18 protein-coding genes and 3 pseudogenes are annotated in these 14541 nt (G+C 74.0%); 8 read left to right on the top strand and 13 right to left on the bottom strand.

Annotation, left to right across the window (positions count from 1 at the left end; translation table 11 throughout):
• The first annotated feature begins 2 nt into the window (after nucleotides 1–2).
• A complete protein-coding gene (locus tag ACZ7C5_RS23470) occupies nucleotides 3–767 on the top strand; it encodes a class I SAM-dependent methyltransferase (protein ID WP_401090436.1) in 765 nt (254 codons plus the stop codon).
• A 79-nt stretch (nucleotides 768–846) separates the two neighbouring features.
• On the opposite strand, the gene ACZ7C5_RS23465 is transcribed toward ACZ7C5_RS23470, so the two are convergent.
• Entirely contained in the window at nucleotides 847–1164 is a 318-nt protein-coding gene (locus ACZ7C5_RS23465) for a DUF6191 domain-containing protein (RefSeq protein ID WP_401090437.1), read from the bottom strand.
• 116 nt (nucleotides 1165–1280) lie between these two features.
• On the opposite strand from ACZ7C5_RS23465, the gene ACZ7C5_RS23460 reads away from it, so the two are divergent.
• A complete protein-coding gene (locus ACZ7C5_RS23460; RefSeq protein ID WP_401090439.1) occupies nucleotides 1281–1646 on the top strand; it encodes a hypothetical protein in 366 nt (121 codons plus the stop codon).
• Between the two features lie 46 nt (nucleotides 1647–1692).
• On the opposite strand, the gene ACZ7C5_RS23455 is transcribed toward ACZ7C5_RS23460, so the two are convergent.
• Nucleotides 1693–2235 (bottom strand): alpha/beta fold hydrolase, encoded by a 543-nt coding sequence (locus ACZ7C5_RS23455; protein WP_470323408.1) that lies wholly within the window; start codon nucleotides 2233–2235, stop codon nucleotides 1693–1695.
• Nucleotides 2130–2513 (bottom strand): alpha/beta fold hydrolase, encoded by a 384-nt coding sequence (locus ACZ7C5_RS23450; RefSeq protein ID WP_470323410.1) that lies wholly within the window; start codon nucleotides 2511–2513, stop codon nucleotides 2130–2132. The genes ACZ7C5_RS23455 and ACZ7C5_RS23450 overlap by 106 nt, the downstream gene beginning before the upstream one ends.
• Nucleotides 2514–2815: 302 nt before the next feature.
• Between ACZ7C5_RS23450 and ACZ7C5_RS23445 the strand changes: the two genes are divergently transcribed.
• From ACZ7C5_RS23445 to ACZ7C5_RS23435, 3 genes are all read left to right on the top strand, one after another.
• On the top strand, nucleotides 2816–3442 hold the full coding sequence (locus tag ACZ7C5_RS23445; RefSeq protein ID WP_470323385.1) for a hypothetical protein: 627 nt from the start codon (nucleotides 2816–2818) through the stop codon (nucleotides 3440–3442).
• A gap of 49 nt (nucleotides 3443–3491) precedes the next feature.
• Nucleotides 3492–4073: an RICIN domain-containing protein gene (locus ACZ7C5_RS23440; protein WP_470323384.1), complete on the top strand. Its 582-nt coding sequence runs from the start codon at nucleotides 3492–3494 to the stop codon at nucleotides 4071–4073.
• A gap of 710 nt (nucleotides 4074–4783) precedes the next feature.
• Nucleotides 4784–5530: a phosphotransferase family protein gene (locus ACZ7C5_RS23435; protein ID WP_470323383.1), complete on the top strand. Its 747-nt coding sequence runs from the start codon at nucleotides 4784–4786 to the stop codon at nucleotides 5528–5530.
• 307 nt (nucleotides 5531–5837) lie between these two features.
• Here ACZ7C5_RS23435 and ACZ7C5_RS23430 read toward each other — a convergent pair whose 3' ends face one another.
• The 5 genes and pseudogenes from ACZ7C5_RS23430 to ACZ7C5_RS23410 form a co-directional block, all read right to left on the bottom strand.
• On the bottom strand, nucleotides 5838–6203 hold the full coding sequence (locus ACZ7C5_RS23430; protein WP_188301210.1) for an iron chaperone: 366 nt from the start codon (nucleotides 6201–6203) through the stop codon (nucleotides 5838–5840).
• Nucleotides 6204–6342: 139 nt separating this feature from the next.
• Nucleotides 6343–6612: pseudogene (locus ACZ7C5_RS23425) on the bottom strand (nitroreductase family protein); the annotation flags it as partial.
• A 36-nt stretch (nucleotides 6613–6648) separates the two neighbouring features.
• Nucleotides 6649–6852 carry a DUF397 domain-containing protein gene (locus ACZ7C5_RS23420; RefSeq protein WP_401090446.1) on the bottom strand — a complete coding sequence of 68 codons (204 nt, stop codon included), beginning with the start codon at nucleotides 6850–6852 and terminating at the stop codon, nucleotides 6649–6651.
• Between the two features lie 75 nt (nucleotides 6853–6927).
• Nucleotides 6928–7134 (bottom strand): DUF397 domain-containing protein, encoded by a 207-nt coding sequence (locus ACZ7C5_RS23415; RefSeq protein WP_401090448.1) that lies wholly within the window; start codon nucleotides 7132–7134, stop codon nucleotides 6928–6930.
• A pseudogene (locus ACZ7C5_RS23410) lies at nucleotides 7119–7732 on the bottom strand (DUF5753 domain-containing protein). The gene ACZ7C5_RS23415 and the pseudogene ACZ7C5_RS23410 overlap by 16 nt, the downstream one beginning before the upstream one ends.
• Between ACZ7C5_RS23410 and ACZ7C5_RS23405 the strand changes: the two are divergent.
• Complete coding sequence (locus ACZ7C5_RS23405) at nucleotides 7716–8012, top strand: hypothetical protein (protein ID WP_401090452.1); 297 nt, start codon at nucleotides 7716–7718, stop codon at nucleotides 8010–8012. The pseudogene ACZ7C5_RS23410 and the gene ACZ7C5_RS23405 overlap by 17 nt on opposite strands.
• A 224-nt stretch (nucleotides 8013–8236) precedes the next feature.
• Nucleotides 8237–9208 carry an RICIN domain-containing protein gene (locus ACZ7C5_RS23400; RefSeq protein WP_470323382.1) on the top strand — a complete coding sequence of 324 codons (972 nt, stop codon included), beginning with the start codon at nucleotides 8237–8239 and terminating at the stop codon, nucleotides 9206–9208.
• Nucleotides 9209–10081: 873 nt separating this feature from the next.
• Here the strand turns inward: ACZ7C5_RS23400 and ACZ7C5_RS23395 are convergent.
• The 4 genes and pseudogenes from ACZ7C5_RS23395 to ACZ7C5_RS23380 all read right to left on the bottom strand — a co-directional run bounded on the left by ACZ7C5_RS23395 (nucleotide 10082) and on the right by ACZ7C5_RS23380 (nucleotide 12215).
• Complete coding sequence (locus ACZ7C5_RS23395; RefSeq protein ID WP_401090458.1) at nucleotides 10082–10540, bottom strand: hypothetical protein; 459 nt, start codon at nucleotides 10538–10540, stop codon at nucleotides 10082–10084.
• A 342-nt stretch (nucleotides 10541–10882) separates the two neighbouring features.
• A complete protein-coding gene (locus ACZ7C5_RS23390) occupies nucleotides 10883–11365 on the bottom strand; it encodes a hypothetical protein (protein ID WP_401090460.1) in 483 nt (160 codons plus the stop codon).
• Entirely contained in the window at nucleotides 11308–11829 is a 522-nt protein-coding gene (locus tag ACZ7C5_RS23385) for a hypothetical protein (RefSeq protein ID WP_470323381.1), read from the bottom strand. Before ACZ7C5_RS23385 ends, ACZ7C5_RS23390 begins: the two co-directional genes overlap by 58 nt.
• Before the next feature lie 93 nt (nucleotides 11830–11922).
• A pseudogene (locus ACZ7C5_RS23380) lies at nucleotides 11923–12215 on the bottom strand (DUF6875 domain-containing protein).
• Nucleotides 12216–12394: 179 nt separating this feature from the next.
• Here ACZ7C5_RS23380 and ACZ7C5_RS23375 point away from each other — a divergent pair.
• Nucleotides 12395–12772, top strand: a complete 378-nt coding sequence (locus ACZ7C5_RS23375) for a hypothetical protein (RefSeq protein ID WP_470323380.1) — start codon at nucleotides 12395–12397, stop codon at nucleotides 12770–12772.
• Between the two features lie 241 nt (nucleotides 12773–13013).
• Here the strand turns inward: ACZ7C5_RS23375 and ACZ7C5_RS23370 are convergent, their stop codons facing one another.
• Nucleotides 13014–14513 carry an FAD-binding protein gene (locus ACZ7C5_RS23370; RefSeq protein ID WP_470323379.1) on the bottom strand — a complete coding sequence of 500 codons (1500 nt, stop codon included), beginning with the start codon at nucleotides 14511–14513 and terminating at the stop codon, nucleotides 13014–13016.
• Nucleotides 14514–14541 lie beyond the last annotated feature (28 nt).

Genomic DNA, 14541 nt, shown 5'->3' with positions numbered 1-14541 from the left:
CCGTGAACGCCCAGCCGCACCCCTGGTCCTACGACCTGATCGCCGACATCTACGCCGAGGACATGGGCCGCAGCATGCCCCACGACGACATCGGCTGGTACCGGGACCTGTGCCGACGCCGCGGCGGCCCCACCCTCGAACTCGGCTGCGGCACCGGGCGCATCCTGCTCCCGCTCCTCCAGGACGGCGCGGACGCCGTCGGCATCGACCTGTCCATGCCGATGCTGCGCCGCCTGCGCCGCGACGCGGCCGCGCTGGACCTGACGGCCCGGGTCGCCCGGATGAGCCTCCAACGCCTCGCCCTGCGCGGGCCCTTCAGCACCGTCCTGGCGCCGTACTCGCTCGTCACCTACCTCACGACGCCGGGTGAACTGCGCGGCTTCCTGGACAGCGCCCGCGGCCTGCTCGCGCCCGACGGCGTCCTCGTCCTCGACGGCTTCGTCCCCCGGCCCGTCCGGCACCACGAGGAGTTCCGTCCGGACTACCGGCGCCCGTACGCCCACGGGCTCCTCGCCCGGGACAAGAGGATCACGGTGCTCGACGACGGGTGCCACCGGATCGAGCGCCGCTACCGCCTGCACGACGACCGCGGGCGCCTGCGCGAGGAGTTCACCACGCGCGACCGGATCCGCCCCCGCCGCGAGTCCGACCTCCTCGCCCAGGCCGAAGCCGCCGGCCTCACCGCCTCGTCGGCCGGCTACGACTACGGCGCCACCGCGGACCCCGCCGGGGCGCAGTTCTACACGCTCACCCTCCACCGCGGCTGACCGGGCGCCGGAACCGGTCCCGCCGGCGGCCCGGCGCGGTCCCCGGCCCGGCGCGGTGCGGCGCCGAAACGCCGGACGGTCAGGAGGCCTTGGGCAGCCGGATCACCGCGGAGCCGCGCACCAGGTCCACCCCGGTGCGGTTCGGCGGGGCGCCGTCCTCCTCGTCGTCGCGCAGCATCAGCGCCGACTGCCGCTCCTTGAGCTCGTGCTGCTTGCCCGCGGAGAAGCCGGCGTGCAGCTGTTCGAAGCCGGTCGCGGAGACCTGCCCCTGCCGGGCGCCGGTGCGCCAGGGCAGCAGTCCGGCGCGGCCGGCCCGCAGCAGCACCTGGTCGACCACCGCCAGCGCGGTGAGCAGCAGTACCAGGCCCGGCAGCGTCAGGAAGATGAGGAACCCCATGCGGCCCAGTATCGCCGCCCGCCCGGCAGTCGGACAGGGGGTTCCGGGGTCTTTCCTCCGGGCCCGGGGGGGGGGTGGTGTGGACCGCCGGGGCGGGGGAGTGATCCGCTTCCCGGATGAGTCTGCCGGCCGATGTGTTCGTCACCGACGAGAGCGGCGGGTGCCGCCTCCTGGACGTCCCCGAGGGCTCGTCGGACCTCGCGGGATTCGAGCGCCGGCGTTCCACGCTCTGGGGGTCGCCGGCGGTCCGCTCGCTGGGCGCGCGCTTCCTGCCCCGGCTGGCCGAGGGCGACCTGGACGTCGCCCCGGCCGAGGTGGCCGAGTTCACCGAGGAGGTCCTGCTGCTGCTGGGCAGCGCCGAGTCCCTCGCCGCCCGCATGGACCCGCCCGGGCGGGCCGGGCAGATCGCCGCCCGGCTGGACAACATCCTCGACGCCGCCCGCCGGGCCGCGCGCGTCGGCGGCGGCGTGCGGATCTGGTGACCGCCGTGCCCCACGCCCGGCCGGGGGTGTTCAGGGCGCCGGGTGTTCAGGGCGCCGGGGAGAGGCCGTCGAGGAAGGCGCCGACGTGGCGGGCGAGGGCGCCGGGCGCGTCCGTGGGGATCCAGTGCCCGCAGTCCGGGATCTCCACCAGGCGGGTGTTCGCCCGCTCGGAGGCCATCCGCCGTGCGGTGGCGGGGGTGAGGAGGAAGCTGCGGGCGGCCCGCAGGAGCAGCGCCGGCTGGGCGGAGGCGTTCCGCACCTCGGTGAAGTCCCCGGTCAGGTTCTCCTGGGAGGCCGCCATGTCGCCGGCGTCGAAGAGGAACCCCCAGCCGTCCTCGAACTCCGCCGCGCTGTCCAGGAAGTAGCCGGCCGGGACACCGCGTTCCTCCAGTGCCTCCCGCAGCGCGCCGCGCGACGGCACGCGGCGGGGCCGGCCCGTCACGTCCAGCACGGGGCGGGTCTCGGGCTCCCGGTTGAGCGTCGTCATGTCGGCGACCACGAGCGCCGGGACGAGGCCGGGACGCCGCCGGGCGAGGTGGAAGGCGACGGCGCCGCCCATCGAGTGGCCGAGGACGGCGGCGGGTGCCAGGCCCAGCGCGTCGAGGAACGCCGCCGCGTCCGCCGTGTAGTGCCCGGGGTGAACCCGCCCCCGTTGTCGGACAGTCCGTGCCCGCGCTGGTCCAGGGCGACGATCCGCCGGCGCCCGGCGAGCGCGGCGGCCGGTGGGGCGAAGATCCGGCCCCGCCCGAAGTGCCCGTGCAGCGCCGGCACCACCGGCCCGCCGCCGCCGAAGTCCCGGTAGGCGAACCCGCGCCCGCCGAGGCGGACGAACACCTCGCGGCCGGCGTCCGCGGGCCTGTCCGTCATGCCGCACCCTCCCTCGGAACCGCCGTACGGGGACAGGGAGAACGTACCGCCGGGAGCCACGGCCCGGGCGCTCACCTCGGACCGGTCACGCCATCCGGTGCTCCGGCCTGCCCCGCCCGGCACCGGCGTGCGCTACGTCACGGACGGCTCTCGCCCCAGGCGCATACGACGTGCACCACCACCCCCTGGAAAGCACGGATAGCGGTCGTCCCGTCCCGGGAGCGAGGATTCCCCTGTCCACAGAAATGACATGCACGAGTCACTGATCCGTTCGCATCCCATTCGACCGGAGGAGCACCCTCATGGCTTTGCGCAAGCGACGCGCCGCCCTCACCTCGGGCCTCGCCGCACTGTGCGCGGTCGCCGGCCTCGGACTCGCCGCCGCACCCGCCCACGCCGACCCGCCGAGCACCATCTGCAACCCGGACGGGAACCGCACCTGGGAGGACGTCGTCTCGGCCCGGACCGAGCCGGTCGTCACCGAGTTCGCGGCGGTCAACGTCACCCCCGGGACCACCGGCCAGTACAACACCACGCTGACCGAGACCGCTGTCGTGAACACCGCGGTCAACGGCAGCACGGAGATGGGCGCCGAGTACCAGGCGCTCTTCGCCAATGTCGGCGCCAAGGTCGGCTTCGCGGTGGCCGACACCAAGTCGAGCACCCGGATCCCACCCCTCACCGAGCCCGTGAACTTCAGCCTCCCCGGCTACTACGGCCGCTACCGCGGCTTCCAGAAGGTGACCGGCGAATGGGCCCGGTACATCTGCGCCCGCACCGGCCCGGGCACCGGCATCTGGATCAAATCCACCTCCGACGGCGGCACTTTCACCACCTTCGGCAATTCCGAGAAGGGCACCGTCTCCTGCGCCTCGCCCGAGCCGGCCGGCACCCTGCGGGCCGCCGCCCGTCTGAAGCTCAGCTGCTGACCGTCCACCGATTCGCCGCCAACCCCTCAGTTGTGAAAGCGAGTTCACGATGTCCTTTCAGCACCGCTCCCGCCACGGCGCCCGGCACCGGGTGACCGAGCTCGGCACCGCCGTCGCCGTCGCCCTCCTGTTCACCGCCGCCCCGACGGCCGTGGCGGCGCCCGCCCCGGCCCCGGCCGCCCTCACCACCACCTGGGGCGAATTCACCTGCGACAGCACCTACCGCATCAAGGCCCCCACCGCCAACCCCGAAACCTTCCTCACCGTCGCCCTCTCGCCCGGGAACCACGGCTCGGTCATCCACTACTTCTGGAACGGCGAGCCCAACCAGAAGTGGATCTACTGCCACCGGCCCGAGTCCGACGGCACCGAAACAGTGGTCTTCCAGGACGCCTGGCGCCACTGGTGCCTCGCCGTCGACCAGAACTCCACGAGCGCCGGGGCCTGGATCATCACCACCGGCTGCTTCAGCGACCACATCCCCACCGAGCAGCAGTTCGTGAAGACGACCTTCGCCGGCACGAACCTGTTCACCCTCAAGGGGCAGCACTCCGGCAAGTGGCTGGCGAGCGCCGGCAGCCAGATCGTCCAGAGCAACTACCCGGACGTCTACGAGCTCCAGCGCGCCTGACGGCCGGCCGCCGGCCGGCTCCGTGCCCGGCGCCCGCACCCCCAGGAGGCTCCGTTCGCGACCGGCCGGTCACCGGAACCGGCCGGTCGCGAACGGACGGTCACCGCAGTACCGGGAGCCGCCGAAGCCGCCCGGAGGCGGGCCGGGCGCGCGCTCCGAACCTCACGGGGCGGCCGGCCCGGTACCGCCGGGCGACCTGCCGTTCGGCCGCCCACCGCCGCCGCCCTGTGCACCGGCCCCCGCCCACACACCAGCGGGCCCGGCTCCGCCCGCCCCGGCCGCTACCGCGGGCAGACGTACCGTCAGGCCGCCCTGCGCCGGCGCCGCCACAGGCCCGCCACAGGCCCGCCACCGACGGCGGTGCGTCCGCCGCCGGCGCCCGCCCGACCCGGCGCGGGCCCCGGCCGACAACCCGTCCCCGGCCGACTCATCGACCTCTTCCTCGAACCCGCACCCCCGACCGCTGCGCCCGGTGGCGGATGTCCGCGCCGGTGTGGGGGGAGAGGGCGATGCCCGACCCGACGGCGCCCCGACCCGACGGCGCCCCGATCCACCGGGTGCCGGGCCGTCGGGGCGAACGGCCGGTCCGGGGCCGGGAGTTCCGGTACCCGTGGTGGGCTCGGCCCGGGCGGCGGGACGGGGTCGGTTACGTCATCGCAGGTGAGAAACCCGGTGACGGAGGCCGGTCGTCCCCGGGATAGTGGGTGCCCATGGATGAGGTCGAGGTCGTCGTCGCCCATTGCGAGCGCGTGACTCTGCGCGTCGGCGACGTGTTCCTGAAGGTGGACGCCGATCAGGCGCGCGTCGACGCCGAGGTCGAGGCGATGTCCCTGGCGCCGGTCCCGACCCCGGAGGTCCTGTGGCGCAGGCCGCCCGTGCTCGCGATCACCGCACTCGCGGGGACGACGCTCGGGAGCCTCGGCGGGCCGTCGACCGGGTCGCCGGCGGCGTGGGCCGCGGCGGGTGCCGCCATCCGCCGGCTGCACGACGCGCCGCTGCCGCCCCGGCCCGGACGGGCAGGCCGGAGCATCGCCGCGCTGGCGGCGGAACTCGACGAGGAGTGCGGGTCGCTCGTGACGGACGGCGTCCTGCCCGCCGGCCTGGTCGCCCGCAACCGCCGGGTCGCCGAGGCCGCACTCCGGCCGTGGACTCCGGCGTTCACGCACGGCGACCTGCAGATCGCGCACGTCTTCGTCGACGGCGACGAGGTCACGGGCATCATCGACTGGTCCGAGGCGGGCCGGGGTGATGCCCTGTACGACCTCGCCACGTTCACGCTCGGGCACGAGGAGCACCTCGGCGACGTCATCGCCGGCTACGGCGCCGACGTCGACCTGGACGTGATCCGCGCGTGGTGGTCGTTGCGGAGCCTGCTGGTGGTCCGCTGGCTGGCCGGGCACGGCTTCGACCCGTTCGCACCGGGCTGCGAGGTCGACGTGCTGAGATCCCGGATGTGAGGCCGCGCGGGGCCTGACCGCCGCGGCCGGAAGCCGCCCTCCCGCCGGAAGCCGCCGGCCCCTCGCGCCGGAACGGCGGCGGGACTGCCGTGTTCACCGCCGCCGACTCGAACCACCGCAACCACACCGTCCGGGCCAGGGCCCCGCACGCCTGTCTGCGCCCTCGTCACCTGACCAGGCAATCCGGTGAACCCACGTGCTCACAGCACTGGGAAGTGTCGGGGACGTCCCGCCACGGGGATCGGGTCCTGGCCCGCCACCGGATCCCGTCGAAGACCTGCCGCCGCTCCCTCGGTGGCCGCCGGCGTCAGCAGACCGTGCCCGGCCGTGCCGCAGTGGCTCGCAACAGGTCCCGCAGCAGACCGAAGTCGATCGCCTGCGGCTTGCGGAACCGCAGACACCCCTTGCCCATGTCCTGCCCCGCCAACCGTTCGGCGAACGCCTCACGTACATCACTGCGCATCAGATAGAAGGAGATGTACTGCTTCTGGCCGGCGAAGGCGATCTCGACGACACCGTCCCGCTCATAAGCGGGCATGCCGTAGGCCATGAGCTCCGTGAAACCCGCCAGTTCCTGTCGGCACAGCTGTCGCAGCTCGACCAGCACGTCTCTACGCTCGTCGGGCACCTCAGCCAGGTAGCCGTCTACATCTTTCGCGGAACTTTGCACCATCCCAAGACGATATGCCGGATTCTTGGCCTCGGGTCGGGTTCCAAGCGCTCCCCGGGTGCAATGTCACTGACTCGACAGCGATCGCGAGCCGCTGACCTGCTGCGATGCCGTGGCCAGGGGGCTGCGGAAGGTTGCGAAGTCAGTGGCATTGTCCCTGGGCGTGGAACGTGGTGGTTGTCTCCAGGGCCGCCGGTCCTGTCGCGACCCGGTGCACCGGCGCGTTCTCGTCGGCGTAGCCGAAGGAGGCACCCACGAGCAGCCTCCCCTCGTCCACTCCGAGGCGGTCGCGGACGGTGTCGGCGTAGCAGCCGAGCAGGCCCTGCGGGCAACTGGCCACGCGGTGGGCGGTCATGGCCGGCAGCAGCGTCCGGAGGCAGGCGCCGGCGTCGGCGGGGCTGCTGTGCGCCGCCGCCCCGGGGGAGGGGCGGCGGGGTGTGAAGCCGGGCTACCGGCCGTCGAATTCGCCGGCCCGGACGGCGGTGACGAAGGCCTGCCAGGAGGGGGAGAGGAAGGCGAGGGCCGGGCCGTCGGGGTCCTTGGAGTCGCGCACGGGCATGAGGCCGGGGATGCCGTCGGCCACCTCGATGCACTGGCCGCCGCTGCCGCTGTATGAGCTCTTGCGCCAGATGGTGATGCGGGCGGGGTCCATGGGGTTGCCTCCTGAACGGGCCTTTTGGAGTGGGAAGTCGATGGGGTCGACTTCCCACTCCGAGGTGAAGTAGGGCTACCGGGTGTCGAATTCACCGGTGCGGATGGCGGTGACGAAGGCCTGCCAGGCCGAGGAGGGGAAGAGGAGGGCCGGGCCGCTGGGGTCCTTGGAGTCGCGCACGGGCATGAGGTCGGCGAAGCCGTCGGCGACCTCCACACACGTACCACCACTGCCGCTATGCGAGCTCTTCCGCCAGTGGGCGCTAGTCAGGTCGACATCCATTCAAAGTCCCTCCGTACCGCACGGATCATGGCTACCGATTCGGTCCGGCCCAAGGCCTCGACCACCAGGCGATCGTAGTCGTTGGTCAGCTTTGTGATCGCGTCAGGATCCCGATCGAGGTAGCCGCGCTGCTCAGTCTCGCCGTAAGAAAGCGTTTTGCGGTCAGGCATGGCAAGGAGGTGCACCAGCCGGGTAAACGGCCGGTTCTCGCCCAGCGAGTACGGCGCCACCTGGATGATGATGTTGGGTCGAGTAGCCATTTCTTCGAGGTGGAGCAACTGCTCGACCATGACGTCTCGGCCGCCGATGGGCCGCCTGAGGCAGCTCTCGTCGATCACCGCGTGCAAGAGCGGGGTGGCGTGCGGTCATAGATGTGCTGCCGGGCAAGCAGGAACTCGATCCGCTCGTGCGCCTGCTCCGGCGTGACGGTGCCTCGACGGAGGTTGCCCTGCTCCCAAGCGACTGCGTACGGCCGGGTTTGCAACAGTCCGGGGATGACGTTGATCTCGAAGAGCTTGATCCTCTCCGCGCTCGCCTCGTAGTTGGCGTACTCGGGAAAGCCCGGAACCAAGGCCGTGTGCTTGGCCTGGAAGTACATCAGCATCAAAGTCCCGCCCGTTTCCAGGACTCTCCACCTCACCGCCCGCCCCGCCGACCGCTACCTGGAACGCCTGAACCTCGTCTTCGACGGCGGCACCGTCCCCGGCACCGCCCGGATCACCGTCCCGCCCCGGCACCGCAGCGGACTGCTCGGCGCCCGCTTCGTCCCCGCCCCGGACCTGCCGGACGTCATGGCCCCCTCCCAGGCCGCCCGCGCCGCCGAAGCCCTCGCCGGCCGCACCCTCCCCGTCCTCCTCCACGGCCAACGCGCCGCCTGAACACCGCACTTCGGACCGGCGGGCGGCGGATCGCAACGTCCTGACTGATCGTCATACGACTCGCTCGGATGCGCTATCCGGCTACTCCGGACGGGTGAGAACCAGCGACAGTATGTATCCGGCCTCGATCACCGGCGGCCAGGATGTGGCGCGACCGGCGGGTCCGCCGAACGGGCGTACCGCCGTGCCGACACACCTCCCTGACCTGTTCTGAGGACACCTCCATGTCTGTGCTCCGCCTCCCGCGCCGCCTGGGCGCCTTCGCCGGTGCGACCGCGATGCTCGCCCTCGCCGCCGCCACGCCCGCCACCGCCGCCGCGCCGCAGCCGCGCGTGCCCTCCGCCCCGGGCCAGATCGTCAACGTGGCCACCGGCTACGTCCTGGACAGCGGCGGCGACAAGAGTGCCACCCGCGTCCCCGCCTACCTCTACAAGGACGCCGCGAACCCGTCCGACAACCTCAAGTTCACGTACGACCCGGACAGCAAGAAGATCCGCAACGTCGCGACCGGCTACGTCCTGGACAGCGGCGGCGACCAGAGCGCGGCCCGCGTGCCCGCGTACCTCTTCAAGGACAACAACAACGACCCGTCGGCCAACCTGAAGTGGGACTACAACCCCGCCACCAAGCAGATCAGGAACGTCGCGACCGGCTACGTCCTGGACAGCGGCGGCGACAGGAGCGCCGCCCGCGTCCCCGCCTACCTCTACAAGGACGCCGCGAACCCCTCCGACAACCTCCGGTGGAACTCGCCGGTCTTCGCGCCCACGGCCCAGGACACCCGGGGCGTCTGCCTGGACGCCGGGAACACCCGTACCAACGGCGGCCAGGTCCGCGTCTGGCAGTGCCTCGCCCACACCAACCAGCGGTTCACGGTCGACGACAACCACGTGAAGGTCGACGACACGATCGGCTCGGGCGCCCCGGTGTGCCTGGACACGGGCAACGGCCGCGACAACGGCGACAAGGTCCGCCTCTGGGGCTGCCTCGACCATCCCAACCAGCGGTGGATCGTGCGCGACGGGCAGTTCGTCGTCAAGGACACCGTCGGCACCGGCCGGGAGATGTGCCTGGACTCCGGCAGCTACCGCAACAACGGCGACGCCGCGATCATCTACCAGTGCTCCGCCACCAACCCCAACCAGAAGTGGATCGTCCAGCGCGGCTACCTCAAGCTCGCCGACACCCTCTCCTGACGCCACACCCCGCACCCCGCACGCCGGAAGCGCACCGGGCCCGCTCGCCGACACCGCCGGCGAGCGGGCCCGCCGGTCACCTGGCCGCGACGGGCGGGGCCACCGCGGCGAGCCGGCAGCGGACGGCCGTGGTCGAGGGACGGTCCAACGGGCGGTGGTACGTCCGGTGAGGGTGAGCAGTTCCCCGCCGCTCCACCGGTGGGGGACCGGTCCGCCGTCGGACTCCGTGCTCAGGGACGGCGGTTCGACGCCGACGATCAGCCGGCCCCCGGAGCCAGGCTGTCGTGCATCGCGTCCAGCGCCCGCTGCGCACTGTCCCGGTCGGGGAGCAGGGCGAAGGAGCCGGTTGGACATCCCGCTGCGGCGCCGCCTCGGAAGCCGGCGAGTATCCGGGCAGGGCCGGCCGGGAGCCGCCGCCCGGGAGCCGCCGCCCGGAAACCCGCCGGTGCCACACCCCCGCACCGCGAAACCCCGTGACACCCCCGGCGCCGCCAGGAGAGACTGCCCACCGGAACACGGGCACGTCGAAGAGCCGCAGACCGGAAGGGGCCGCCACCGTGGCACTGGCGAGGAAGGGGGCCCGGCGCATCGTCGTCGACGGCACGGAGTACCGCTGGCGGGTGCGCAGGCAGCACTGGTGCTGCGACTACGAGGGCACCACCCTCGGCTACGCCGTGCAGGACGAGCGGCGCCCCGGGACGACGCTCGTCGTGGACACCGGCCGGCCCTGCGCGACCCGGCCGCGGTGGCGACGGAGGTGGTCATGCCGCGGGAGGTCGCCGCGGGCATCCGGGCCGCGCGGGCACAGGGCTGGACGCCCCGCTCGGACGGCCCGCCCCTCACGCTGCGCCTGTCCGCGCTCTGACGCCCCCCTCAACCGGCGTGACGGCGGCGCCGGCTGCGCAGCACCAGCCACAGCCACAGCAGCAGGAGCGCCAGGCCGCCGGCGGCGATCGCCGTGCCCCGCTGCCAGGCGCCGCCCCCGTCGGGCGGGTACACCTTGCCGTCGTAGCCCAGGCCGCGGGCCTGCTCGCCCAGCAGCCGCGCCGGGAGGCGGCCCATCACGCCCGCGCCGGTCAGCTCGGGCTGCGCGGGGTCGTCCGGGGTGAAGGTGCCCTCGACCACGCACCGGCCGCAGTCCACGGCCTCCCCGGTCACGGTGAACACGCCGGGGCTGCCCGCCCCGTGGGCGACCGACCAGCCCGGCAGCGCGTACCCGGCCCCGGCCAGCAGTGTCAGCAGCGCCACCGCCAGCACCGCCCAGCGGATCGCCGCGGCCCGGAGCCCGCGCCGGCGCTCGTCCGCGTCGAGCGGCTTCCGCCGTCCGTCCATCGCTGCGTTCCCTCCGGGGTCCCCGGTCCGTGTTTCCGGGCCGATCGTGCCACATCCGGACGGTGCGGTTCCGGTCGGGCCGGTGGCCGGGGGCGCCGCTGCCCGGGGTGGTCGGGTGGTCGCCGTAGGCCTGGGCGAGGACGCGCAGCGCGTACGCGAGGCCGGGCGCGCGGGGGGTCCGACGGGCTCATCGCGGCGTGCTCCCGGGCAGGTCGGCCGACCGGGCCGGGTGGCCGACCGGGTCGAGCCTGGGCAGGTGGCCGTCGAGGGGCGGGGGCGCTTCGGCGCCGAAGACGTACGGCGGCGCAGGCGCAGGCGTGGTTGTCCCGGCGCGGTGCCCGGTCAGGAGCCGGTGCGGCGCACGGGGTGCCCGCCGGGGCCGGTGGTGAGCCAGGAGCCGTCGCCGAGCGGGTGGATGTCGTCCGGGTCCGCGGCGTGGGTGGCGAACTCGCCGTGGACGCGGCCGGTGCGGGCGTCGACGCGGTAGTGGCGCGACCAGTCCTGTCCGTCGTCGCTCTCGCCGACGAGGGTGGCGAGCAGGGTGTCGGGGGTCAGGTAGCCGCCGCTCCACTCCAGGAAGACGGTGTCCGGGTCGTGGCCGAAGTCGCCGGCGGTGAGGGTGAAGACGCTCGCGCCGCCGGGGAAGGCGTGGACGGTGAGGTCGTTCTGCCCGTGGTCGACGGTCAGGACGTGCTGCCCGTCGGGTGACAGGCCGATCAGGCAGCGGTCGTCGAAGGGGTAGCGCCACAGGTCGATCCGGCCGTCGCTCAGGCAGGCGCGGTACAGGGCCGTGCCGTCCTGTCCCTCGCCGACGTTGAGGAGCATGTGGCCGCTCGCCGGTGGGCCAGCTGCACGGCGCCGTGCCCGGAAGTCTCCAGGTCGGCGCGGGCCAGGACGGCCCCGGTGCCGGCGTCCAGGGCCACCCACTGGTCGGGGCGGCCGCGGCCGGCGATCCCGTCGGGCCGGTAGACCCACAGCACCCGTCCGTCCGGGGACAGTTCGCAGTCGGGCCGGTGGCCGTACGCGCCGTCCGCCGCCGGCTCGAAGGGCGAGCGCCACACCTGCGTGCCGTCCGCCGTGACGCAGACGGCCGCGTCGGGCGTCGTGTAGCAGGCGCGGCGCAGGCCGGCGTCGACGGTGTGGGAGACGACCTCGTCCCCGGCGGCCGGCCGGAAGGCCGCGTCGGGCGTCAGCACGCCCACCTGCCCGGCGGCCGGGGCGTAGGCGCGGACGAGCCCGTCGACGAGCCGTGTGACGGGGGGCACGGGGCGCGGGGTGGAGGGGGTCATTGCGGGAGGCTACCGAACCCCGAGGTGGCGCACGAAAGGGGGGCGCGCGGAGCCGGGCGCTGGCCGGGCTCCGCGCGCGCCGGGGGAGGGGGTTCAGGCGGCGGTCTGCCGGTGGGCGCGGACGCCGGTGACCAGCTGGGCGCGGATGCGGGCGGGGACCTCGGGGGCGAAGCGGGCCAGGTAGTGGCTCAGGTGGACCGCGTCGCCGGTGAGGAAGGGCGGGTCGAAGACCAGCAGTTTGCGCACCGCGAGCAGCGGGACGGGGCGCGCAGCGGTCTGAAGGAGTGGTTCCGCAGGCCGGGTTCCTCGCACGCCGGGTGGAACTGGCCGATCATCAGGCCCTGTTCGGCGAACTCGTCCTTGGCCCTGCGCTGGAGCGCGTCCAGGACGGTGGAGTCCGCGCGGTCGAGCCGGGCCGGACAGCGACGGCGGCCCGATCACCCGGACCGGCTCCGACGGCGGCCTGCTGGAACGCCCCCACACCACCGACACCGTCGACCTGTCACCGGGCGAACGCGCCGACGTCGTCATCGACTTCTCCCGCTACCGCCCCGGCACCGGCGTCGTGCTCACCGACTCCATGCCGCCCGGCCCCGCCGAACACGTCGGCCAGGTCCTGCGCTTCGACGTCGGCCGCCCCGCCCCCGGCCCCTCCGCGGTGCCCGACCGGCCGCGCACCCTGGCACCGCCCGGTGCGGCGGTGCGCGAGCGCACCGTCGTGCCGAAGGTCGAGACCGGCGGCGGCCTCGCCCCGCGCGGCCTGATCGACGGCAAGGCGTACGACCCCGCCAGGGTCGACGCCTCCGTCGCCTTCGGCACCTCGGAGATCCGGACGGTCGTCAACGCCGACACCGACATCCCGCACGACTTCCACCGCACCTGGCGCAGTTCCGTGTCCTGGCCCGCAACGGAGCGGCCCCCGGGCCGGGGGAGGCGGGGCTGAAGGACACCGTGCGCCTGATGCCCGGCGAGAGCGTGCGCCTCCAGGCCGTCTTCGACTCCTAACGCGGCCGCTACCCGTACCACCGCCACCTGCCGGACCGCTCCGCGATGGGCATGACGGCCCGGCCGGAGATCACCTGACCCCGCCCGGGAGCCCCGGGGTCCCGGTGCCCCGCCGGGCCGCCGGGCCGCCCGCGCCGGCGTGAACGCGCGGACGGCCCGGCGGTCAGGGAGCCAGGGGGTCAGGACGCGTGGATGCCCTGGCCCGGCGTCAGGACGCCCGCCGGGTCGAACCGGCGCTTGGCCCGCGCCACCTTCTCCCACTGCCCCCCGTAGTGACGCCGCCAGTCCTCCCGCGTCATCCCCGGCACCGCCCCGATCAGGTACCGCTTGCCGCCCAGCTCCACCGCCAGGTCGTACAGGCGCCGGTTGCGCTCCAGCATCGCCGCACTGTCCGACCCCGGGCCGGGGAAGGCCAGCAGGTCGAAGTGCCAGCCCACCTCCTGCTGCCCCGGCAGCACCGCCAGCGGCGCCCTCACCTTCGAGCGCAGGTACGGGTAGAACAGCAGCAGCCCCGCCCCCAGGTCGGCGGCGGTCAGCACCTCCGCGGCCCGCGCCATGAACGCCCGCGCCGACGACGCCGGCAGGAACACGCTCAGCCACGGCTTGGGCAGCGACCAGAACCCGGCCGCCCGCAGGTACCCGGCGAAGCCGTCCACCCGGAACGCGTACTCCCGCCAGCTCTGCTCCACCACCTCCGTCTCCACCGGGACCAGCCCGGCCAGCAGCGCCGCCCGGTCCACCGCCCGCCCGGCGTCCGCGAACGCCACCAGCTCCGCCTTGTAGCGCCACCGCGACCCGTCCGCGCTGCGCACCACGTCGCCGACCTGGAGGTCGAAGCGGCGCCCGGCCAGGACCTTCTCCTGGTCGGCGAGGTAGGCGTCCAGGTCGTCGTAGTACAGCGAGAAGACGTGGGCGCGCTCGCGGACCTTCACCAGGGCGAGGGTGACGCGCACGATGACGCCGACCTGGCCGCCGCCGGCCAGCACCGCCTCGAACAGCTCGCGGTTGCGGGTGGGCGAGGCGGTGACCAGCTCGCCGGTGCCGGTGACCACGTCCAGTTCCAGTACGTTGTCGACCTGCATGCCGTAGCGCTGGACGGCGCCGCCGATGCCGCCGACGCTCAGCGTCCCGCCCACCGACAGGTGCAGGTAGTCGGTGAGCACCGGCGGCACCCAGCCCGCCGCCAGGCCCGCCTCGGTGACCTGCGCCCAGGTCGCGCCGGCCTCGACCACGGCGCGTCCGGGCCGCACCGAGACGACCCTGGACAGGCCGCGGGCGTCGATGGCGACGCCGCCGCGCGGGTTGGCCTGGCCGTAGCTGGAGTGCGACTCCAGCCCGGCCGCGCCGAGCTGCGCGAGGTCGCCGCTCTGCCCGTTGACGGCCACCGGGATGCGGTGGCGGCGGGCGAAGGCCACCAGCTGCTGCACGTCGCGCACCGAGCCCGGGCGCAGCACCGCCCGGGGCCTGGCGGTGACGAGGTGGCCGAAGTCGCTGGAGAAGCGCTCCAGGCCGTCGCCCTGGAGGGTCACCGTGCCGTCCAGGGTGGGGAGTTCGGCGACGCCGGCGCCGCTCTCGGTGGCCCAGGCGGCGGTGGAGGTGTTCCAGCCGACGACGGCGGTGACGGCGCCGGCTCCGGCACCGGCGAGGAGGGCGCGGCGGGACAGTCCTGACCTGCTCATATCAGAATTTCTCCGATCGGTCGTCAAA

Source organism: Kitasatospora sp. NPDC036993 (genome assembly GCF_055607525.1).
The sequence above is the reverse complement of the archived record's forward strand: the minus strand, read 5'-3'. Positions and strand labels throughout refer to the sequence as shown.